Origin of the sequence: Bradyrhizobium glycinis, assembly GCF_016031655.1 — a bacterium.
GTDB classification, from domain to species: Bacteria; Pseudomonadota; Alphaproteobacteria; order Rhizobiales; family Xanthobacteraceae; genus Bradyrhizobium; species Bradyrhizobium glycinis.
In genome coordinates, this window is record NZ_JACCHQ010000003.1 from 292,042 (window position 1) to 312,098 (window position 20,057).

General features: G+C 64.7%; 21 protein-coding genes. 11 read left to right on the forward strand and 10 right to left on the reverse strand.

The annotated features are described in order from the left end of the window. Positions 1-612 precede the first annotated feature (612 nt). Together HZZ16_RS08270 and HZZ16_RS08275 are read right to left on the reverse strand one after the other, a co-directional pair. Positions 613-807 (reverse strand): hypothetical protein, encoded by a 195-nt coding sequence (locus HZZ16_RS08270; protein ID WP_025037121.1) that lies wholly within the window; start codon positions 805-807, stop codon positions 613-615. A 380-nt stretch (positions 808-1,187) separates the two neighbouring features. Continuing rightward, on the reverse strand, positions 1,188-2,261 hold the full coding sequence (locus HZZ16_RS08275) for an RgsD C-terminal domain-containing protein (protein WP_197947985.1): 1,074 nt from the start codon (positions 2,259-2,261) through the stop codon (positions 1,188-1,190). Between the two features lie 247 nt (positions 2,262-2,508). On the opposite strand from HZZ16_RS08275, the gene HZZ16_RS08280 reads away from it, so the two are divergent. After that, positions 2,509-3,555, forward strand: a complete 1,047-nt coding sequence (locus HZZ16_RS08280) for a patatin-like phospholipase family protein (protein ID WP_197947986.1) — start codon at positions 2,509-2,511, stop codon at positions 3,553-3,555. On the opposite strand, the gene HZZ16_RS08285 is transcribed toward HZZ16_RS08280, so the two are convergent. Then, the gene (locus tag HZZ16_RS08285; RefSeq protein WP_197947987.1) at positions 3,556-3,984 is read right to left on the reverse strand and encodes a CBS domain-containing protein; all 429 of its coding nucleotides are present in this window, start codon (positions 3,982-3,984) and stop codon (positions 3,556-3,558) included. 187 nt (positions 3,985-4,171) lie between these two features. Continuing rightward, on the reverse strand, positions 4,172-4,975 hold the full coding sequence (locus tag HZZ16_RS08290; protein ID WP_376707556.1) for a rhomboid family intramembrane serine protease: 804 nt from the start codon (positions 4,973-4,975) through the stop codon (positions 4,172-4,174). Between the two features lie 455 nt (positions 4,976-5,430). Between HZZ16_RS08290 and HZZ16_RS08295 the strand changes: the two genes are divergently transcribed. After that, a complete protein-coding gene (locus tag HZZ16_RS08295) occupies positions 5,431-5,985 on the forward strand; it encodes a PAS domain-containing protein (RefSeq protein WP_197947989.1) in 555 nt (184 codons plus the stop codon). A gap of 218 nt (positions 5,986-6,203) precedes the next feature. Further along, complete coding sequence (locus tag HZZ16_RS08300) at positions 6,204-6,992, forward strand: Crp/Fnr family transcriptional regulator (RefSeq protein ID WP_246510012.1); 789 nt, start codon at positions 6,204-6,206, stop codon at positions 6,990-6,992. A 278-nt stretch (positions 6,993-7,270) separates the two neighbouring features. Here the strand turns inward: HZZ16_RS08300 and HZZ16_RS08305 are convergent, their stop codons facing one another. Continuing rightward, positions 7,271-7,762, reverse strand: a complete 492-nt coding sequence (locus tag HZZ16_RS08305; protein WP_210342388.1) for a phasin — start codon at positions 7,760-7,762, stop codon at positions 7,271-7,273. 365 nt (positions 7,763-8,127) lie between these two features. Here HZZ16_RS08305 and HZZ16_RS08310 point away from each other — a divergent pair, with 365 nt between their 5' ends. Together HZZ16_RS08310 and HZZ16_RS08315 are read left to right on the forward strand one after the other, a co-directional pair. Beyond that, positions 8,128-8,634 carry a GNAT family N-acetyltransferase gene (locus HZZ16_RS08310; protein WP_197947991.1) on the forward strand — a complete coding sequence of 169 codons (507 nt, stop codon included), beginning with the start codon at positions 8,128-8,130 and terminating at the stop codon, positions 8,632-8,634. Positions 8,635-8,763: 129 nt separating this feature from the next. Then, positions 8,764-9,036: a hypothetical protein gene (locus tag HZZ16_RS08315; protein ID WP_197947992.1), complete on the forward strand. Its 273-nt coding sequence runs from the start codon at positions 8,764-8,766 to the stop codon at positions 9,034-9,036. A gap of 73 nt (positions 9,037-9,109) precedes the next feature. On the opposite strand, the gene HZZ16_RS08320 is transcribed toward HZZ16_RS08315, so the two are convergent. Further along, positions 9,110-10,966: a DEAD/DEAH box helicase gene (locus HZZ16_RS08320; protein WP_197947993.1), complete on the reverse strand. Its 1,857-nt coding sequence runs from the start codon at positions 10,964-10,966 to the stop codon at positions 9,110-9,112. 272 nt (positions 10,967-11,238) lie between these two features. Here HZZ16_RS08320 and HZZ16_RS08325 point away from each other — a divergent pair, with 272 nt between their 5' ends. Continuing rightward, complete coding sequence (locus HZZ16_RS08325) at positions 11,239-11,979, forward strand: metallophosphoesterase family protein (RefSeq protein WP_197947994.1); 741 nt, start codon at positions 11,239-11,241, stop codon at positions 11,977-11,979. A gap of 6 nt (positions 11,980-11,985) precedes the next feature. Here the strand turns inward: HZZ16_RS08325 and HZZ16_RS08330 are convergent, their stop codons facing one another. Together HZZ16_RS08330 and HZZ16_RS08335 are read right to left on the reverse strand one after the other, a co-directional pair. Next, complete coding sequence (locus HZZ16_RS08330) at positions 11,986-12,390, reverse strand: VOC family protein (protein WP_311973945.1); 405 nt, start codon at positions 12,388-12,390, stop codon at positions 11,986-11,988. A gap of 5 nt (positions 12,391-12,395) precedes the next feature. Further along, positions 12,396-13,547: a zinc-binding dehydrogenase gene (locus HZZ16_RS08335; protein ID WP_197947996.1), complete on the reverse strand. Its 1,152-nt coding sequence runs from the start codon at positions 13,545-13,547 to the stop codon at positions 12,396-12,398. Between HZZ16_RS08335 and HZZ16_RS08340 the strand changes: the two genes are divergently transcribed. Further along, positions 13,525-14,676, forward strand: a complete 1,152-nt coding sequence (locus tag HZZ16_RS08340) for an acyl-CoA desaturase (RefSeq protein WP_311973947.1) — start codon at positions 13,525-13,527, stop codon at positions 14,674-14,676. The genes HZZ16_RS08335 and HZZ16_RS08340 overlap by 23 nt on opposite strands. Before the next feature lie 224 nt (positions 14,677-14,900). Here HZZ16_RS08340 and HZZ16_RS08345 read toward each other — a convergent pair whose 3' ends face one another. Then, positions 14,901-15,650: a class I SAM-dependent methyltransferase gene (locus HZZ16_RS08345; protein WP_197947997.1), complete on the reverse strand. Its 750-nt coding sequence runs from the start codon at positions 15,648-15,650 to the stop codon at positions 14,901-14,903. A 232-nt stretch (positions 15,651-15,882) separates the two neighbouring features. Here HZZ16_RS08345 and HZZ16_RS08350 point away from each other — a divergent pair, with 232 nt between their 5' ends. The 3 genes from HZZ16_RS08350 to HZZ16_RS08360 all read left to right on the forward strand — a co-directional run bounded on the left by HZZ16_RS08350 (position 15,883) and on the right by HZZ16_RS08360 (position 19,017). Further along, a complete protein-coding gene (locus tag HZZ16_RS08350) occupies positions 15,883-17,094 on the forward strand; it encodes an MFS transporter (RefSeq protein WP_197948062.1) in 1,212 nt (403 codons plus the stop codon). Between the two features lie 52 nt (positions 17,095-17,146). Then, complete coding sequence (locus tag HZZ16_RS08355) at positions 17,147-18,307, forward strand: MFS transporter (protein ID WP_197947998.1); 1,161 nt, start codon at positions 17,147-17,149, stop codon at positions 18,305-18,307. A gap of 98 nt (positions 18,308-18,405) precedes the next feature. Then, entirely contained in the window at positions 18,406-19,017 is a 612-nt protein-coding gene (locus HZZ16_RS08360) for a PilZ domain-containing protein (RefSeq protein WP_197947999.1), read from the forward strand. Here HZZ16_RS08360 and HZZ16_RS08365 read toward each other — a convergent pair. Further along, a complete protein-coding gene (locus tag HZZ16_RS08365) occupies positions 19,004-19,192 on the reverse strand; it encodes a hypothetical protein (protein ID WP_197948000.1) in 189 nt (62 codons plus the stop codon). The genes HZZ16_RS08360 and HZZ16_RS08365 overlap by 14 nt on opposite strands. Positions 19,193-19,347: 155 nt before the next feature. Here HZZ16_RS08365 and HZZ16_RS08370 point away from each other — a divergent pair, with 155 nt between their 5' ends. Then, positions 19,348-19,974 (forward strand): transglutaminase-like cysteine peptidase, encoded by a 627-nt coding sequence (locus HZZ16_RS08370; RefSeq protein ID WP_197948001.1) that lies wholly within the window; start codon positions 19,348-19,350, stop codon positions 19,972-19,974. Positions 19,975-20,057: the final 83 nt, after the last annotated feature.

The following is a 20,057-nucleotide window of genomic DNA, read 5'->3' on the forward strand; positions in this document are numbered from 1 at the left end:
GACACAGTTTCGCATCCTCGCGGCGCATCTCGCCCGAGCTCTGCCTTTTGGCTTCGCCCTCTGTGAAAAGGGCGCAGGGAAGACCGGGTGCCGGCCGGGCACCCACGGTCCACTGTGCGAAAGGTGGCAACGAAGAATTTGCACAGCGGCATACAGGTGAAGCCAAACATCCGGCCTTCCCTGCGCAGTGGCTTTACGGCTTATGTCGTGCTCTCCCCGGGGAGCGATGCACTATTGCCCCCGTCGCCTTGCGGATGGCTGACGCATGGGCCCGGTTGGGCCGCTCACATCACCGCAAGACTTGGCGCACAGACCCCGGGCGCCAGGACCACACGATTTTGCCGTACGCCGATGGCACCGGTCGTATGCGCGAGGTCTTTGCTCACGGTTGCCCGCCCTGCAAACCCTTTCGCGCCAACGCCATCAGAGTCCACCGCCGCCCGGCCCGCGTTCGTGACGATCGCGATACGCCCCTCTTCCTTGGGCCGGAGTGCGGCAAGATATACGCTGTTTCCGAATTTCGGCAAAGCGGAATATTTTATGCAGAATGCGTTGACCTAGCGCTCGCGTGTTTTGCCCGTCGGGCAACGCAAGGGATCGTAGCCTACCCCACTAATCCTCGCTGGAGGCCGCCGAGCGGTTGCGCAAATAGGCCTGGGACAGCAGGAAGAACAATGCGCGCTCGCCTTGATATTTGGCGGACGGACGCGTGCGCTCGAAACCGTCGGCAAATATCTTGCCGGACTGGTCGCACACCTGCCACCGCCAGCCGAACCGCTTGCGCCTGGTGAGGATCACTTCGAACATGCCGACGAGCCTGGTCCCTGCTCCATGCCGGTCCTGCAAGGCATGCGCCTGCTCCGGCCTCCCCGTTAGACGGACGCCAGACATATAGCGCAGCAGGATGGAAAGAGAATAAAATTGATTATCGGAAATACATATCGTCCACGGTCGTGGAGACTCGTCCACGGTCGAGTGAGACGCGCCGCTGCTGGAATAAGCCGGTGACGCAGGTGTTTCCCGGCCCCTGCACGCGATTGATGACACTACCCGTGTTCAAAATGAGAACACAGAGAAGCGGCGGAGGTTACTTGGCAGAAACCCGCTGAAGGTGACGGTAATAGAAGACGCACATCCGTGCGCGCGATGAGAATCGTCGTGCCGGAGCCTCTCGTCGCCGGCTGCCCCTAGCGCGCGATGACTTCGACTTCACCGTCGACGCCGTTGACGACGTTGAATCCGCGCTCGTAGACCTTGCCCTCGTTCTTGGCGATGGCGCGGTATTCCCCCTCGGACAGCACGACGCGCGGGAACGCGCCGATCGATTCCTTGATGACGTCGCCGCCCGGGGTCAGCACCGACCAGGCGGTGTTGGCGAGCGCCTCGCCGCCCCTGTCGCTGACCAGCTTGAGCGTGATGACGGCGGCGCGGTGGGTGATGGTGACGTCGGTGAGCTTGCCGGCCTGGACGCGGATGTCCGAGCGCACCACCGAATTGGCATCGCCGTAGTTGGAGACGATGTAGTAGGTGCCCTCCGGGATCAGCACGACGTCGCCGGCGGCGACGTTCGGCACCAGGGAGGCGCGCTCGCCCGCCTCGAACTGGCTGCCCTTGTAGATCGCGAACGAGATCTGGTTCTGCGGAATGCGGCTGGTGCCGACGCGGCCCTCGATGCGCAGGCCGCCGGCCGGCAGGACGAAAGATTCGCGATTGGTCTCGGACTTCAGGCTGACGGTGCGCACCGCGCTGACGAGACCGAAGGCGACGTGGACGACATAATTGCCGGGCGGCAGCACGATGTTCGGCGTCCCGCTGCGGTCCTCGCGGATCAGCTTGAAGGTGCCGTTCTCGTCGGGCCGGTCGGCAAACACGCGCCAGACCAGACCGCTGGTGATCGGGGCCGAGTCCTTGCCGTATTTCGCCGTCAGCGACAGCACGCCCTGTCCGGGCACAGCCGCATTCAGCGGGGCGGCCGGCGGCACGGTCGAGACTGCAGGCGGTGGCATGCTCGGGGTCGCCGGCTGCATCAGGGTCGGCGGCAGGCTTGGGGGTCCCGCGCCCGGCCCGGAAGGCGGCGCCAGGCTGACGGCGTTACCTGGGTCGGGCACCGAGGCCGGCGGCACCGGCGGCGGACGATCCGAGAAAAGCTGCGCCTGGGCGGGGTTTCGGCCGGAAATAAAGAGACAAGCGCCAAGGATCAGCGCCGGCAGCAGCCTGCCGCTGCGCCGCCGTCCGCTGATGCCGTCACCCCCGCGTGTCATGCTCCCTGCTTTTCACCGAAAACGCGGCAAATTCAAGCCTCTGAAACCCCAGGGAATACGGCTTCGGGACTTCGGTGGAACCTGCTTGACGGCTGCGTGATTAGTTCGGAAGCAACCGCTCCTCGCCATATTCCTGCCCTGTGCCCTTTCCAAAGCGGCATAAACCATGCTTCGCCCCTGATATGGCGGAGAGCAAATGCGATGCCTAGTCTGACGATGCGGGCTGGCCCGGCGTAGGAGAGTTTCGGTGCTGGACAGATTGAAAGGCCGGGGCGCGAACGGCTCGAACGGCGAGAAAGTGGGCGAAAAAGTCGGCTTGGGCAGCATCCGCCGGCCGGTGATCGGCCTTGCCCTCGGCGGCGGCGCGGCGCGCGGCTTTGCCCATATCGGTATCCTGAGGACCCTGATTGCCAACGGAATCGTGCCCGATGTCGTGGTCGGCACGTCCATCGGTGCTGTGGTCGGCGGCCTCCACGCGGCCGGCCGGCTCGATACGTTCGAAGAATGGGGGCGCAGCCTGCAAGGGATGCGCAACATCCTCGGCTACCTCGATATCCGTCTCAACGGCTCCGGCCTGCTCGGGGGCGAGAAGCTCGCGACCCGGCTCGAGGAGGCGATCGGGCAGATCCTGATCGAGGACCTGCCCATCAAGTTCGCGAGCGTCGCGACCGAGGTTCGCACCGGTCACGAGATCTGGCTGACGCGCGGCCGCGTGGTCGATGCCATGCGCGCGTCCTACGCCCTGCCCGGCATCTTCGCGCCCGTGCTGGTCGGCGACCGCTGGCTGGTCGACGGCGCACTTGTGAACCCGGTGCCGGTTTCGGCCGCCCGCGCGCTCGGCGCCGAAATCGTCATCGCCGCAAATCTTTCCAGCGACATCTTCACCCATTCCACCACGATCTATTCGCACGGCGCAGTGCCCAGCCCGGTGGTGCCGGTGGCCGAGGAGCCGGCGACCAAACGGCGCTTCTCGCGCCTGTTCTCGCCCGAGAAGACGGTGAAGCGCGAGTTCTTCGGCGCTGGCGGCCGGCCCGGCATTTCCTCGGTGATGGTGGACGCCTTCAACATCATGCAGGACCGCATCACCCGCGCCCGTCTTGCCGGCGATCCGCCCGACATGCTGATCACGCCGCGGGTCGGCCAGTTCGGCTGGTTCGACTTCCACCGCGCCGAAGACCTGATCGCACATGGCGCGCGCGCCGCCGAGCGCGCGCTGGAGTCCATCCAGGAGGCGATCCACGTGCTGGCGCCGGCGCCCGCGGGCACTGCGCCGAAAGCGGACGAGCAGGCCTGATCAGGCGGTCTTGATGTAGTCGCGCAGGGCTTCCTGCTCGGTCTCATATTCGCGGACACGCCATTTGACTATGTCGCCGATCGAGATCAGGCCGACCACCTTGCCGTTCTCGATCACGGGCAGGTGCCGGAACTTGCCCGTGGTCATCACCTCCATCAGCTCGGCGACGGTGTCGGTCTCCTTGCAGGTCACGACCTTGCGGGTCATCACCTCCGAGACCGGCGCCTCCAGCACGCCGGCGCCGCGCTCGCCGAGCACGCGCACAATGTCGCGCTCCGACAGGATGCCCTCGACCCGGCTCTGGTCCATCACCAGCACCGCGCCGATCTTCTTCTCAGCCAGCAGCTTGATCGCGTCCGCCAGCTTGGCGTCGGGCTCGACGCTCACGATCTGGTGGCCCTTGGTGTTCAGAATGGAACGTACCGTCATTGTCGCCTCCCTGAATCGGAGCCGTCCGCCTTTGGCGGTCCGGACTTGTTCGCGAGTCTTCAACTAACAGTTACAGCGCCGGTTCACGCTCGTGCGCTTTGCCAAGCATCGTCGCTAAAGACGTGTCGCTTCGGAACATTCTTCGCGGGAATGATGGATGAATTCGGGCCGCGTCGCAAGCGCCGCTTCAAATGCGGTCTGAAACGTCCCGTGATGACGCGTCCGCAGCATCGCTTCGCACGCGCGGCACGGGATCGAACAGCGCGAACAACAACAGGCCGGCGAAGAAGCCGCCGATATGCGCCTGCCAGGCCACGCTCGTGGTTTCTGCATCGACCCCGATCGCCCCCACGCCGAAGATGATGTTGACGCCGAACCACACTGCGAGGAAGCCGACCACCCGCCCGTCACGCAGCGCGCGCGACAGCGGCAGCGCCGGAACTTTCGCGGCGGTATCGGCATCCGATCGGCTGAACGACAGGAAGCTGCCGCGGACGAAGGCAAAGCGGATTGCGGCTGCCATCGCGCCCGACACCGAGGCCGAGGCGCCGATCATCGGCGCCACCGCATGCTCATGGGTGATGAGATGGGCGAGCGCGCCGGCCGCCGCCGTCACGGCCAGGAAAACGAAGAACCTGATGGTGCCGAAACGCCGCGCCAACGCGCTGCCGAACGGCAGCAGCCACAGCACGTTGAAGCCGAGATGGGTGAGATTGGCGTGCAGCAGCGAATAAGTGACGAAGGTCCAGACCTTCGCCCCCGCCCCGCCCGGGATCTGCAGATTGAGCAGCGAGGAATCGTAGCGCTTCGGGATGAAACCGAAGACGTCGATGGTCCAGTTCTCGAGCTCCGGCGGCAACAGCACCCGCAGATGGATCACCGCCAGCAGCAGGATATAGGCTGTCAGCGCCGGAGGCAGCGTCAGGATCGGCTCGCGCGGAGCCTCCACGACGGCCGGCACGTCCGGAGACGAATCTTGCGGGGAATCCAAGGCAGCTTCGCTTTCGGGCGACATCGGGGCGACAGGCTTGGAGATAGTCGCCTTTGCCGTCCCTGCGCAAGTGCACAAAAGGAAAAGGCAGGGCCCTGGGAAAAGCCCTGCCTGTCCGTGTCGATCTTCCGGTAGCCGGAGAGATAAGGCGTATCCCCACCCCTCCCCGCGGCCCGTGACCAAACTGTTTGACGCCCTGTACAGGCCCCGCCGAGAACCTGGAGAAAAGCGGCGAGGCTTGCGACCGCGATCACCATAGCAGGCGCGCGGCCGACACGAAGTGCATAGTTAATTTAACGTTAACGACGCAAAGGCCGGCCCAAGAAGCCTGAAAACGCGCCGGCGGCATGGACGCTGCAAATCCCCTCCTGCACAACAACAGAAGGGATCGCGGGTGCACTGAAGCGGGACAGGTCTGTCCCTTCGAGGTTGCACCCCGGGGCGAGCGTTCAATCATGAAACATCCGTCGAGCCGCGCGTTCTTCGCGTATTGGGACAAGAAGCGCGGCACTGCGCGGGCCCCTGACCGGGCCGATATCGACCCGGCCGAGGTCCGCGGCCTGCTCGGCGACATCTTCGTGCTGTCCTGCGAGCCAAACCTCGGCTTCCCGTTCCGCGTCGCCGGCACGCGCGTCTGCGCGCTTGCAGGAACAGACCTCAAGGACCGCAGCTTTGCGGCGCTGTTCGCCGATGCGAGCCGCGGCGAGATCGAGGAGATCACCACGATCGTCGCCGACGAGACGCTGGGTGCGATCGCCGGTGTCACCGCCGCGCGCGAGGACGGCAGCAAGGCGCATCTGGAGCTTCTGCTGCTGCCCTTCAACGCCCGCCCGCATACGCCGGTGAGCGTCACCGGCGTGCTCGCGCCGTTCGACGACGAATGCGGCACGCTTTCTGCCTTCACCCTCACCTCCTGGCGCTACCTGCACCAGCCGGAGAAACTGCTGCCGCGCGCCATCCGCAAATTGCAGATCGCTCGCGGGCTGATGGTGTATGAGGGGCTGCGCTAGGAGCGTCGCTCGCGTCAGACGGGCAGCTTTGCATACGGCAGGCCCGATCTTCGAACGCCTGATCGTAATCATCAGACGTATCCGCGTGCCGCCTTGCCAACACGTCGGAGGAACCTTAGCTCCTAAGACACGTTCAATTCGTTGCCGTGGCGGGCGGCAACGCGGCTCGGTCGGTGAAGATGCGTCTGCCGAGCCTCCGTCCAGGGACGATTCCCGTGATGGAGCACGCGACCAGAGTTGGCAATCGGTTGTTAGCTGCGTTACCGCCGGCCGATTTCGCGTTGCTTGCACCTCATCTGCGAAAAGTGGAGCTCCAGCACGACGCGATCCTGGTTCGATCGGGCGACAAGATCGAGCACCTCTCCTTTCCCTGCAGCGGCGCGATCGCGCTCATCATGGAGTTGCCGAACGGACAGACGGCGGCAACTGCCGTGATCGGCAACGACGGCGCCGTCGGACTCATGACGGCGCTCGGCCCGACCCGATCACCCATGACTGCTGTCGTCCGCGTGGCCGGGACGGCGCTGCAGATCTCGCCCGCACGATTTCACATTGCGCTCGAACGCAGCCCCGCCATTGCAAGCTCGGTTCAGATTCTCACCAGGACGCTGCTGACGCAGTTCCAACACGTCGCAGCCTGCAACGCTCTGCATTCCGTCGAGGCGCGCCTCGCCCGTTGGCTGCTGCACATCCACGACCGGACAGATGGCGGTGACATCCTGCCCTTGACACAGGAGACGCTGTCGGAATTGCTCGGCGTCCGCCGTACCACGGTCACGCACGTGGTAAGCGCGTTGCGCTCATCCCGGGCAATCAAATCCAGCCGGCGTGGCCAGCTGGAGATCGACAGGCACCGGCTCGAGATCATCGCCTGTGAGTGCTACAAGGTGATGAGCCGCAGGATCGAGCGGATCGTTTCGCAGGATGCGCCAAGGATCCTTCACGCCGCGCCGGCGCGGATTGGCTGCCTGCCTCCGGACCCGCCCTTCGCCAAGACCGTCTCGTAGACCCAAGCCTCTCTGGCGAACCATTCGTGCGTCGCGGCGCACATCCTGCAATAGGTGCGCGAAAAGAACACCGCGCTGCACCGAAACCTCTCGCCATCCATCTCGATGCCCGTCGGAATGGCGTTTCCCGTTTCCGGGCACTTGATCATCACCATACCCATCGCGATTTCCTCCAGCTTGCCATCACCTCAACAGAAAGGGAGGCCGCAATCGGCTGGACGGCTGCTCTTCTTGTGGAGACGCTCGTCCAGCCGATCCGCGCGGCCAACCGCTTTGATTCAAGCAGCGCTACGCAATACCCGGTTGAAGCTCTGCTTGATCGGCTCGGCCGTTTCGGTCGCGACCTTCTGGGCGAGATCCCAGAGTTCGCGGCTCTGAGCCGAAGTTGCTTCAAAAGCCTTGCGGCTGTGGGCGGTGGAGAGGTTGATGAGATCAGCAAAGGACCTCGCTTCCACAAGCTGGGAAATGAAGTCCAGCGTGGAGGCGGTATTGATGTGGGATATTTCGACGAGTTTGATGCCGTAGTCGGCGGCACGCTTGGCATTGGTCGAACAAGCATCGCAGAGAGCTGCGGTGACTTCCTCCGAGCTCGCTCTCACCTTGGCAAAATTTGCCTGGGCCCGCGTGGCGCCCTGCTCGGCGAAACTGCCGAACATCGTCTGCACGTTGAAGAACGGTACGTCGAACTGGAGCTTTGCGCTTCTGTTGCCCCCCACGTCTTGCGGAGCAGCATTCGTCTCGACTTTCACATTGGCATCACTCACGGGCATTCATCCTTTCAAGCGAAACTAGATAACGGATTGAAGACTCCCCGGGGCGTCGAGGTGCGCGTGCCGCACCAGGACACCAATACTGCTACTTTCAATGCGGTGGGATTGTTGCTGCGGATAACCGCCCCCGTCCCCCTTGCAGGGCAAACTATGAACGAGGAGAGTCCGCAGTTCGGTTCGCTTTCAGACTCTCAGTGTAAATTAATCGAATTCCTGCGACGAAGCGGCGCAGACCGTGTTCCGCATCTCTAAAGTTGTCGCAATTGCATGCGCCCAACTTGAGATCAGTGCGATAGGGTAGGACGCTGCGCGAGGCGCCGTATTCCTGCAGGCGGCATAAACCGGAGTGAGTGAGACGGACCGACATGAGCAAGCCGCATTGGCGTCCCGCACGCACCTCGGACCTCGCTGCAATCAGCGCGATCGCAGCGCGTATCCATCCTGCGTTGCCCGAACGCGCCGAGGTGCTGGCGGAGAAGATGCGGTTTTGTCCGGAGGGCTGCGGCGTGCTTGATACGCCCCAAGACATCGTCGGCTACGGACTGGCGCATCCCTGGATGCAGCGTCAGATTCCGCCGCTCGACACTTTCCTGCATGAACTGCCCGATCGCGCGGATTGCCTCTACGTCCACGACGTCGCTGTACTCCCCGATTTTCGCGGTGGGGTTACGCGCGCTTATATGGCCTGGCTTGCGGACATGGTGAGCGCATCCGGAATCGCAACGCTCGCGCTGGTTTCGGTCTACACCACGCGGCCGCTGTGGGAGCGTCTTGGCTTCCGTGCCGTCACGGCGGATGCGGCGCTGCGCGCGAAGCTGGCCTCCTACGGCGAGGGCGCGACCTACATGCTGCGCGGCCTCGCTGCAACGTAACGTCCCTCCCCGATCGCCCGCCGGCTCACGCGGCCGTGAAGCCGCCGCATCGAACCGGGTCAGGACAGGCCCCGTCGAAGGGGTGTGCGAGCCGTTCCGGTCTCGCCGAACCGAGGCTGGAGAATGTCCATGAAACTCACATTGTCGAAACTTGCTTTGATTGCGTGCGTTGGCACGGCCGCGTTCACCGCGACCAGCGCCAATGCGGCACAGTACCGGCCCCTCTGTGACACCGCCTTCTTCGAAGGCTGCAGCGTCCTGGTCGAGACGCCCGCAAGCAGAGGCCGCCCCAATCGTGATATCTCGCCGACCTACATGAAGCAGATCGATCCTCGCTACAGCTCGGCCATGCGTGATGCCGGCGGTGGCGGTGGCGGCGGTGGCGGTGGCGGTGGCCGCTGACACCTGACCTTTCAGATGATGCCGCCGGTGCCAATCCGGCGGTATCATTGCCGTCCGTCCGGAACGGCGGCGCTCAGCCGCGATGCCTTTTCTTTGTCTTCTTTCCCGGTGAGCCCTTCACGGGCCAGGGCGTGACCGACGGCTCCGCGCGAGCCTGCTTGTCGCGATGCTTCCTTTTCTTTCCGAAACGCGGCGCATCGTCGAAATTCGCTCCGCGCTCGCCGGGTGGTTTGCCGCGTGGTTTGAATGAGTGCCCTTCCGTCGGCGCCTGGCGCTGCGAGACGTCTGCCATCGGCTCGATGCGGATGCTGTCTTCCTTGTCGGGACGCTTGATCTTTGCGGCAAAGGACTCCGCGACCTGCTTCGAGATCTCGAATTCGGTGGTGGTGTCCATGATCTTGATGGCGCCGATGTCCCGCTTGTCGATGCCGCCGCGGCGGCAGATCATCGGCAGCAGCCAGCGCGCCTCCGCATTCTTGCGCCGCCCGATGGCGGCGCGGAACCAGACGCTGCCCTCCGCCATGGCGTGCTTCGACGCTTTCCCAGCCTTCGACCGCGGCTTGGCGCGGTCATCGCCCTGTTCGGACCTATCACGCCCGCGTTCCGGCTTGCCGCTGCGTTCGCCGGGATCGATGATGTCCTCGGGCGACGGCAGCCGCGCGCGATAAAGCCGCGCGAGCGCGGCGGCGATATCCTCGGGCGAGCGCTCGGCCAATAGCGCTTGCGCCAGGGCCAAATCGTCGGGACTCGTCTCCTCCGTGAACAGCACGTCCTTCATGCGCGCGTGATCGAGCTTGCGGATCTCGTCCGCCTGCGGCGCCGTGCCCCAGACCGCGTCGATCCCAGAGAGATCGAGCAACAGCTCGGCGCGCCGCCGCCGTGCGGGCGGCACCAGAAGGACGCTCGTCCCCTTCCGGCCCGCGCGCCCGGTGCGGCCCGAGCGATGCTGCAGGACCTCGGCGTCGTTGGGTAAATCGGCATGAATGACGAGGTCGAGGCTCGGCAGGTCGATGCCGCGGGCGGCAACGTCGGTGGCGACGCAGACGCGAGCGCGGCCGTCGCGCAGCGACTGCAGCGCCAGGGTGCGTTCGTTCTGCGTCAATTCACCCGACAACGCGACCACCGAAAAGCCGCGCTCCAGCAGCGCGGCCTGCAAATGCCTGACGGCATCGCGCGTGCTGCAAAACACCAGCGCGCTCGGCGCCTCAAAGAAGCGCAGCACGTTGACGACGGCATGCTCGACGTCGGCGGGCGCAATGCGGATCGCGCGGTATTCGATATCGGCGTGGCCGCCCTCGTCGCCGGCGACCTCGATCCGGAAGGCGTCGCGCTGATATTGCCGCGCAAGCGCGACGATGCCGCGCGGAAACGTCGCCGAGAACAACAGGGTGCGGCGCGTCTGCGGCGTGGTCTCGAGGATGAATTCCATGTCCTCGCGAAAGCCGAGATTGAGCATCTCGTCGGCCTCGTCGAGCACGACCGCGGCGAGCTCGGAAATGTCGAGCCGGCCGCGCCGCAGATGATCGCACAGACGCCCGGGCGTGCCGACGACGATGTGCGTGCCGGCGGCGAGCTCGCGCTGCTCGCGCCGCGGATCCATGCCGCCGACGCAGGAGACGACACGCCCGCCGGCATGCCCATAGAGCCAGGCCAGCTCGCGCTGAACCTGAAGCGCGAGCTCGCGGGTGGGCGCCACGATCAAGGCGAGCGGCGCGGCCGCTTGTGCGAACTGCTCGGCGTCATCGAGGATGTTCTTGGCAATGGCCAAGCCGTAGGCGACGGTCTTGCCGGAACCGGTCTGGGCGGAGACCAAGAGGTCGCGGCTGGTGGCTTCATGAGCGAGCACCGCGAGTTGGACGGGCGTCAGTGAATCATAGTTCCGCTCGGCCAAAGCGCGGGCGAGCGGCGGGGTCAGGGCCGGAAGAGACACGAGATGGGAAACCTTGGTTGAATTCAGGCGCGCAAACGGTGAACCGGGGCGCCTAAAGCTGCGTGCGCGGCAAACGGCCCGGCCGCACGCTGATTTGATCTGGGCGCTCTTTACGCCATGCGCCCGGAAATCACCATGCCTTTGATGCATGGCTTGACGGCGAGCCGCGCCTGAAGGTTGCAGCGGATTTTCGCGGTCACCTCGATTAACCTTGGTGCGACGGGATCGGCCGACAGCCGAGCCACGCTCACGTGAGCATATGGGGAATAAACATGCGGTTGGCGGTCATTTCTGACATCCACGGCAATCTCGCCGCGCTGGAGGCAGTGCTCGCGGATATCAAGACGCGGGGCGTCGATCGGACAATCAACCTCGGCGACTGCGTCACCAGCCCGTTGTGGCCGAGGGAAACGTTCGAATTCCTCCAATCGCTGTCGTTGCCCACCGTTCGTGGAAATCATGATCGCTGGATCGAGGAGTTTCCGGACGACAAGCTCTCGCCGGCAGGTTTGTTTGCGCGCAACGCACTGACTGCAGAGCAGCGCCGTGCACTTCACAACCTGCCGTCCCAGCTGCGGCTGGACGACGGCATCCTGGCCTGCCATGGCACGCCCGAGAACGACACGGCGTGCCTGCTGGAGGAAGCGCTCGACGACGGCCGCTTCGTGCCGGCACGCCGCGACGTGCTGGAGGCACGCCTTGCGAGCGAGCCGGCGGCGCGCGTGGTGCTGTGTGGCCATAGCCACCGCCAAGCCGTCGTTGACGGGCCGCGCGAATGTCTGGTCCTCAATCCCGGGAGCGTCGGATGCCCGGTCTTCGCGGACATTCCCTTTGCCGCGAAACTGGAACACCGCTCGCCTCACGCCCGCTACGCGATCCTCACCAAGGGAAAAAGGGGCTGGCAGGTCGAACTCCTGGCGCTCGAATACGACTGGGAGGCCGCCTCGGCGCGCGCGCTCGCCAACAACCGTCCGGACTGGGCGCAGGCCATGCTGTCCGGATACGTCAAATAGAATCTTTCAGATCTCGGCGTACACCTCCAGCAAATTCCCGTCGGGATCGCGGAAGAACAGCGTGCGATGGCCGAAGGGCTGGTTCGTCGGTGGCGACAGCAGCGCCACACCTTGCCGCACGAGTTCATCGGCGCATTGATCGACTTCGGCGGCCGAGACCTTGAACGCTAACTGCAGCGAGGCGCTGCCTGGCGGCGTCGGTGCATCGCCGGCGGTGCGGCTTGGCCTTGCCAGCGCCAGCGTGTTGCTGCCGAGGCTGTACTCGATCCAGTTCGGCGACAGCTCGCGCGAGAGCGGAAAGGCGAGGACGTCTTCGTAGAAGCGGCGCATCGCCGCCATGTCGCGCACGAAGACGACGGTGTAATCGATCGCGCGGATGGCGCTGAAGGGAGAGCGAGGAGCGCTTGGCACCACAACTACTCCACCAGCTCCGGCCACGGGACGATGGTCGACTTCACCGTTTTCATCGCCATCGCGTCCTTCACCGCCTGCGCGACGCCTGCTTCCGTGAACGGGTAGATCGTCTGCATCTTCAGCCACGGATATTTGTCACGCGTGCGGTAGAGCATGTCGACGCCGAGCGGGAGATCATTGCCGGTGAAGCCCCAGGAGCCCAGCACGTTGAGGTCCTTGGTGCAGATACGGTGCCAGGAGGTGTCGATCGAGCCGGCATCGGTGAACTGGCCCATCTCGACATAGGTGCCGCCGTCGCGCAGCATCTCGATGCCTTCGGGGCCGGCGGTCGGATGTCCCGAGCAGTCCATCACGAGATCGGCGCCGAAGCCGCCGACGATTTTCCGCACGCGATCGATGCGATCCTGCGGTGACTTCAGCTCCTCGATGTTCACGGTCGCCTCCGCGCCGAACTCGCGCGTCAGCTTGAGCCGCGGCTCCTCCGGCGCACCAACGCAGATCACGCGCCCCGCTCCCATCTCCCTGGCGGCCGCGACCGCCAAAATGCCGATCGGGCCCGAGCCCTGGATCACCACCGTGTCGCCCCAGCTGAAGCCGCCGGCGCGCGTGGCGCGATTGAAGGCGCGGATGCAGGAGGTCAGGGGCTCCGACAGCGCACCCAGACGCAACGGCATGTCGTCCGGCAGCTTGTAGATCTTGGTGCCCGGCAGCATCTCGAGATCGACATAGACATATTCGGCCCAGCCGCCCCACAAATGCGGCGCCTTGTCGAAGCCGAGATAGCGGCCGTAATAGACCGGCGTCAGGCACTTGTTCGCGGTCTGCGGATAATGGATGCAGTAATAGCAGCGGCCGCAGGGCATCAAGGGCGGGATCATCACCTTGGAGCCGACTTGAAGCGGCTTGCTCATGAAGTCCTCGGAAAATTCGTCGCCGCATTCGACGATGACACCGCCGAGCTCATGGCCAAGCGTGAACGGCCAGGGCAGCGGCTTCGGCCAGTGTCCTTTCAGGATGTGCAGGTCGGTGCCGCAGACCCCGCAGGCGCCGATCTTGATCAGCGCGGCCTTCCGGCCGACCTTCGGCCACGGCACGGTGCGGATGACGGGCTCCGAGCCGGGACCTGCGTGGGTGCAGACGCGGATCTGTTGCATGGCTGTTTCCTCGCTGCCCGCTTGTTGTGTTTTGATCATGCGGGCCTGCGATCAACCTATGACAGCCCTGCGACATTGGAAATACCAACGCGGCGCGTTGACACACCGCAGTTGTGTGAGCAGGCTGCGTGTGCCGGAGCGATGCCTGCTTCGGACGGCTCCTCGCGCCGCTGCCAGCCGGGATCAATCGATGGATTTGCGACCGGGTTCGGAACGAATTTTTGTCGCCTCTAACACCGATCCGTTGGACGGATATGTGCAATGGGCGCCGCAGAAGTCGGTGTGGCTGGCGGGCATGACGGCGGCCGGCGTCGCGCTCGGACCAATTTGTTGCTCCTGGTCGGCATTGGCGCTGTTCCTCGCGACCAGCGCCGTCACGCTCTGCGCGGGGCACTCCGTCGGCATGCATCGCAAGCTGATCCATGCGAGTTTCGATTGTCCGCTCTGGCTCGAACATCTCTTCGTCTATCTCGGCACGCTCGTCGGCATGGCCGGGCCGTTCGGCATGATCCGCCTGCACGATTTCCGCGACTGGGCGCAGCGGCAGCCCGCGTGCCATGAGTATTCCCGCCACGGCGCCGGCTTCTGGCGCGATGCCTGGTGGCAATTGCATTGCCGGCTGGCGCTGCGCCATCCGCCAAGATTCCGACTCGAGCCGCGGCTTGCCGGTGACCGGTTCTATGCCTTCATCGAACGCACTTGGATGTTGCAGCAATTGCCCTGGGCCCTCCTCTTCTTTGCAATCGGTGGGCTGGACTGGCTGGTTTGGGGCATTTGCGTGCGCGTCAGCGTCTGCGTCACCGGCCACTGGCTGGTCGGCCACTTCTCCCACACAAGCGGCGATCAGATCTGGACCGTCGATGGCGTCGCGACCCAAGGCTACAATGTCCGCCTCGCCGCGCTGATCAGCATGGGCGAGAACTGGCACAACAACCATCACGCCTATCCTGGCTCGGCCAAGCTTGGACTGTTGCCGGGACAGGCCGATCCCGGCTGGTGGCTGATCAGATCGCTCGAGGTTGTCGGGCTGGCGTGGAATGTCAGGACGCCGCGCGACCTACCGGAACGGCCCGGCTTGCGGCGGCTGACCGAGGCTAAGCTGCGCGATGGGGTCGCCGATGCTGCGTGATTATCGCGATGACGAGGCCGATGCGCTACGGACGCCGCCATTGCGAGGAGCTCTTGCGACGAAGCAATCCAGAATCCCTGCGCAGGGCAGTCTGGATTGCGTCGCTGCGCTCGCAATGACGAGCTGAGAGTGTTGGGCTCCGGATGGAGCGGAGCGCAATCGGGGAAGAGTCTCCGCGCGGCGGGAGGCCCCGGATTTCGCTGCGCTCCGTCCGGGCTACAGGGCTAAAGGCCGCAGACGCATATCTGCCGCATGCTTCCCGCCGCCAGCGGGCTGCGATCGAAATCTCCGAAGCGCTCGATGAGGCGGAGGCCGCCCGAAGCTATCAGCAACGGCATCTCCTGCGGGAAGATGCTGCGCATCGGCAACGGCACCTTCCAAAAGTCCTTCTCCGTCTTGCTCGACCAGTACCAATCCACGTGCCTGATCTGGGTGAGTGGGTCGTATCTCGCAGTTTCCTCGACGGTGATCGCACCAAGGCCATCATGGACCACCGTGCCGATCAACTCGCGCTTATTGGGATCAGCGTTGAGCATGGCGATATTGGGCAGGAAGGCGTCGAACACCAGCCGGCCCTGCGGCGATAGGTGTCGGCCGACCGACCCGAAGAAGCCTTTGAAGTCGTTGAGGCTATGCAGGTGCAGGATCGAGTTCACGGCGACGACGATGGTGTCGAATGTCCGCCCTCCGAGACCGAAATCGCGCATGTCCAACTCGAAAAAGCCGGGCTCAACCGCGTTTGCTCTGGCGCGATCTCGCGCGCGCTCCAGCATCGCAGAAGACAGATCGCCTCCAATGACATCAAGGCCCGCCCGCGCCAACGGAACGGTCAGGCGACCGCTCCCGCACGCAAGATCCAGAACGTGGCCACCGCGTTCACGCGCGATGTCGACATAGAAGCGTTCTAGGATCGGATCTGGCGGAGCCATCAGGTCATAGAGATCCGGCCGATCGTAGAGACTGTTCTGTTCCATGGGACGATATTAGAGAACTATTTCATGATCTGCATGAGGTGACGGTCCATCGTGGCTCGACGTGAGTGGGCCGGAGCTCGCAAGGCTCGCACCGCCACTCACGGGCCTCGGGGCAAGAGTGCATGGCTGCCCTTCAAGCACGTCCAATTGTCTTGAGCGCCAACCGGCGAACGTGTAAGGCGCCAAGAGTCTCACTTCAGGTCCTCCCGTGAATCTCCTCCCCCAGAATCCCATGGCCGCGTCCGGCTCGTTCGCGGCGATGAGGTCCGTGCCCTACCGTCTCCAGTTCGCCTCTTACGTGCTGGCGATGATGGCGGACAACATCGAGCATGTGATCAGCTATTGGGTAGTGTTTCAGAAATTCCATTCGCCGACGCTGGGCGGATTTGCCGTGCTGTCGCACTGGCTGCCGTTCCTCTTGTTCTCCGTCGCGGTCGGTGGCCTCGCCGACCGGTTCGATCCGCGCCGCATCATTCAATGCGGCATGCTGCTGTTCATCATCGCCTCCGCCGGGTGGGGCTTCTTCTTCCTGACCGATACGATCCAGATGTGGCACGCGATGCTGCTGCTGATGATCCACGGCTGCGCCGGCGTGCTCTGGCAAACGCCTAACCAGCTCTTGCTGTATGACCTCGTCGGCCCGGCCGACCTGCCGAGCGCGGTGCGGCTGAACGCGATGGCGCGCTATCTCGGCATCCTGGTCGGACCTGCGGTGGGCGGCCTCATCATGCTGACGCTCGGTCCCTCGCACGGCATCATCTTCAACACGCTGTTCTATCTGCCGATGCTGCTCTGGCTATTCTGGGCTCCGGTCAGGGACAAGAGCGTGGCGGCGCGCCGCTTTGCCGTGCGCGGCCTTGCCGACATCGTGCTCACCATCCGCGCGATCGGCACCCAGCCGGTGCTGACGGCGATGACGTGGCTTGCCGGCCTCACCTCCTTCATGATCGGCAACGCCTATCACGCCCAGATGCCGGGCTATGCCGGCGATCTCGGCCATGGCGATCCCGGCGTCTCCTACAGCGTGCTGCTCGCGGCGGACGCCGCCGGCGCAGTGCTCGCCGCCATCGCGCTGGAATCCTGGGGACGGCTGAAGGGCACCCCGCGCACCGCGATCACGCTGGCAATGCTGTGGAGCGCGGCGCTGCTCGGCTTCGCCCTCGTGCCGGTCTATCCGGTCGCGATCGCGCTATTGTTCTTCGCGGGCTTCTTCGAGCTCTCCTTCAACACCATGGCGCAGGCGCTGGTGCAGCTGAACGCACCGCACGACATCCGCGGCCGCGTCGTCGGCCTTTACAACATGGCCGGGCTCGGCATGCGGGCCTTCAGCGGCATCACGGTCGGGGTAGCAGGCGCGGCGATCGGCATCCACTGGTCGCTCGGGCTCTCGGCTACAGCGCTGGCAGCTCTGCTCCTTCTCCTTTATCGGAAGTCAGGTAGTTGACACCCACCCCCTCGCGACCGCAGCTTGCCCCAACCTGCTTGGGGGACGAGTATTGCGTAATCGCTGGGGCATTCTTGCGATCATCTTTCTGGTGCGCCTCACCATGGCGTTCCAGTTTCAAAGTGTTGCCGCGGTCGCGCCGCTGTTGCAGCAGACGTTCGGCGTTGGACTCCCCGATATCGGCCTTCTGATCGGGCTCTACTTCACGCCGGGGGTCGCCCTGGCGCTGCCTGGTGGGGCCATCGGCGCGCGTTTCGGCGACAAGGCGACGGCGCTCGCAGCTCTCGTGCTGATGATGGCGGGCAGCGCGGCAATGGCGTTCGGGGACGGTTGGAGCTTTCAGATCGCGGGCCGGTTGATCGGCGGGATCGGTGGCGTGCTGCTGAGCGTCCAGCTCACCAAGATGACCACGGACTGGTTCGCCGGCAAGGAAATCGCGACCGCCATGGGCATCGCCATCAATTCCTGGCCCACCGGCATCGCCGTCGCGCTCCTGACCTTGCCGGCGATCGGCACGTGGGGCGGTCCTGCGGCCGCTTCGCTTGCGGTCTGCGCCGCGATTGCGCTTGGCATCCTGCTGTTGCTGTTCTATCAACCCCCGCCGGCGAGCACAGCCGGAGCCGCGAGATTCGCGCGCCTGGACCGGCCAACGGTTGCCGCCGTCATGGTCGCCGGCGCGATCTGGGGCCTCTTCAACGTCGGCTTTGCCATGATCTTGTCGTTCGGACCGTCGCTGCTCGTCGAGCGGGGCTGGACGGTCGCCGCGGCCGGCTCGGCGATCAGCCTGGCGCTGTGGATCTCGGCCATCTCCGTCCCGATCGGCGGCATGCTCGCGGATCGCACCGGGCGACCCCATGCTCTTCTCGTCGGCGGCAGCCTCGGCATCGCCCTGCTTCTGGTCCTGCTGACACGATCCGACGCAGTAATTCCGATCGTCGTCGGCATCGGGCTCGTGTCCGGCCTGCCGGCCGGTCCGATCATGAGCCTGCCGGCGCGCGTGCTGGCGCCGCAAACGCGCGCCATCGGCATGGGCCTGTTCCTCACCGTCTTCTATGCGGCGATGATGCTGGGACCGGCCATTGGCGGGCGCCTCGCCGGCTTGACCGGAAGCGCGGCCGCGGCGCTCGATCTCGGTGCGGCCGTGGTGCTCGTCTGCCCGCTGCTGCTGTGGCTGTTCGAGCGCATCGCCGCAAGCCGGCCAAAGCCGGCCTGAGCATCCTTGCGTTCCTCACGCGCCGATAACGGCGCATTAACCCTATGCACCTTAGGGTCGTGCCGGACTCCGCCCGGGCGGGGGGTCGGGTGTTGGAAATGGCGTTAGCGAACAAAAAATTTCTTCCGGCCGCCGAGGAGCGCAGGCGCTTCCAGCGGGTGAAGGTGCACCTGCTCGGCCGCTACATGCTGCCGGACCGCCGGGAATTCCCTTGCCAGGTGATCAACATGTCGCCGGGCGGCCTCGCCTTGCTCGCCCCCGGCATCGGCAATGTCGGCGACCGCGTGGTTGCCTATCTCGACCATATCGGCCGCGTCGAGGGCAAGATCACCCGGATCATCGACAACGGCTTCGCCATGACCATCGGTGCGACGCCGCGCAAGCGCGACAAGCTCGCCGCGCAGCTGACCTGGCTCGCCAACCGCGACATCCTCAATCTGCCGGAGGACCGCCGCCACGACCGTATCGTGCCGCGCAACCCGATCGCGGTGCTGACGCTCGAGGACGGCACCAAGATGACCTGCCGCATCATCGACCTCTCGCTGTCGGGCGCGGCCGTCGCTGCCGAGAACCGGCCGCCGCTGAAATCGACGGTTCTGCTCGGCCGGGTCCAGGGCCGTGTGGTCCGAAACCTCGAGGACGGCTTCGCGCTGGAGTTCATGCACGAGCAGCCGGCGGAGACACTCGAAGAGAGCGTTACCGCGCGGTAAAACGCGGGAAGGCGAAAACCTCCATATTTCCAGGCTCGAAGGCGGCTTCCGCGATGCGGACGCCGCCTGTTTCATGTCCCGCGGCGGGCAGCAACCGGTTAACGCGGGGAGCGCAGATGCGCGCAAACAACGTTTCCACCAGCGTTTTCGCGTTAATCGATAAAATTTGAATCAATTACAGTCATATCGAATTTTACGCGAATTCTATTCAAGTATAGATCGAATTCGCCGCTCGTTTTACTTTCATTCGTCTCGACTTGACTTGGTCGACTTAGCGGCAACTCAAAAGCTCCGTGCGAAATGTGGTCCCAACAAGAAACGGGGGCCGCAATGTTTGACTTCAGGGGACGGGGGAAGAGACTGGCGCTGGTCGCCATGCTCTTCGGGATCAGCGCGGCAGCGCAGGCCGGCGAAGGCCGTCTGCTCTACGCGAGCCTCGGCGACACCACGCGTGCGCCGATCGGCTGGGTCGAGTTCTGCGCGGACAATGCCGCTCAGTGCCAGGGCGCGCCGCTGCAGCCGCGCGACATCGTGATGTCGCAGGCGGCTTGGCGCGACCTCATCAAGGTCAATCGCTGGGTCAATGAGACCGTCAAGCCTCTGACCGACCAGGAGCACTGGGGCGTGATCGAGAAGTGGTCGCTGCCGACAGACGGTTACGGCGACTGTGAAGACTACGTGCTGTTGAAGCGCAAGATGCTGATGGATGCCGGTTGGCCTCGCCAGGCCCTGCTCATCACCGTGGTGCGCGACAAGAAGGGCGAAGGCCACGCGGTGCTGACGGTGAAGACCGACAAGGGCGAGTTCATTCTCGACAATCAGAACGAGAATGTCCTCGCCTGGACGGAGACCGGCTACCGCTTCGTCAAGCGCCAGTCGCAGAGCGATCCCAACGTCTGGGTCTCGCTGGGCGATACCAAGCCGGCGGTCTCCACCGCCAGCGCCAAAGATCAGTAGGAACGAGACAACAGGTTACGCGACCCGGTCACATCCCCACCCCTCCCCGTCCCAGACCGGTTCGCGCGCGGCCAGCCATCCCC

Excerpts from the sequence above, each read along its gene's own strand:
- HZZ16_RS08335 (WP_197947996.1), bottom strand. The coding sequence starts at position 13,547 with ATGCAACAGATCCGCGTCTGCACCCACGCAGGTCCCGGCTCGGAGCCC.
- HZZ16_RS08285 (WP_197947987.1), bottom strand. The coding sequence starts at position 3,984 with ATGACGGTACGTTCCATTCTGAACACCAAGGGCCACCAGATCGTGAGC.
- HZZ16_RS08350 (WP_197948062.1), top strand. The coding sequence starts at position 15,883 with ATGGCCGCGTCCGGCTCGTTCGCGGCGATGAGGTCCGTGCCCTACCGT.
- HZZ16_RS08325 (WP_197947994.1), top strand. The coding sequence starts at position 11,239 with ATGCGGTTGGCGGTCATTTCTGACATCCACGGCAATCTCGCCGCGCTG.
- HZZ16_RS08275 (WP_197947985.1), bottom strand. The coding sequence starts at position 2,261 with ATGACACGCGGGGGTGACGGCATCAGCGGACGGCGGCGCAGCGGCAGG.
- HZZ16_RS08300 (WP_246510012.1), top strand. The coding sequence starts at position 6,204 with ATGGAGCACGCGACCAGAGTTGGCAATCGGTTGTTAGCTGCGTTACCG.
- HZZ16_RS08345 (WP_197947997.1), bottom strand. The coding sequence starts at position 15,650 with ATGGAACAGAACAGTCTCTACGATCGGCCGGATCTCTATGACCTGATG.
- HZZ16_RS08305 (WP_210342388.1), bottom strand. The coding sequence starts at position 7,762 with ATGCCCGTGAGTGATGCCAATGTGAAAGTCGAGACGAATGCTGCTCCG.
- HZZ16_RS08370 (WP_197948001.1), top strand. The coding sequence starts at position 19,348 with ATGTTTGACTTCAGGGGACGGGGGAAGAGACTGGCGCTGGTCGCCATG.
- HZZ16_RS08295 (WP_197947989.1), top strand. The coding sequence starts at position 5,431 with ATGAAACATCCGTCGAGCCGCGCGTTCTTCGCGTATTGGGACAAGAAG.
- HZZ16_RS08310 (WP_197947991.1), top strand. The coding sequence starts at position 8,128 with ATGAGCAAGCCGCATTGGCGTCCCGCACGCACCTCGGACCTCGCTGCA.
- HZZ16_RS08315 (WP_197947992.1), top strand. The coding sequence starts at position 8,764 with ATGAAACTCACATTGTCGAAACTTGCTTTGATTGCGTGCGTTGGCACG.
- HZZ16_RS08360 (WP_197947999.1), top strand. The coding sequence starts at position 18,406 with ATGGCGTTAGCGAACAAAAAATTTCTTCCGGCCGCCGAGGAGCGCAGG.
- HZZ16_RS08270 (WP_025037121.1), bottom strand. The coding sequence starts at position 807 with ATGTTCGAAGTGATCCTCACCAGGCGCAAGCGGTTCGGCTGGCGGTGG.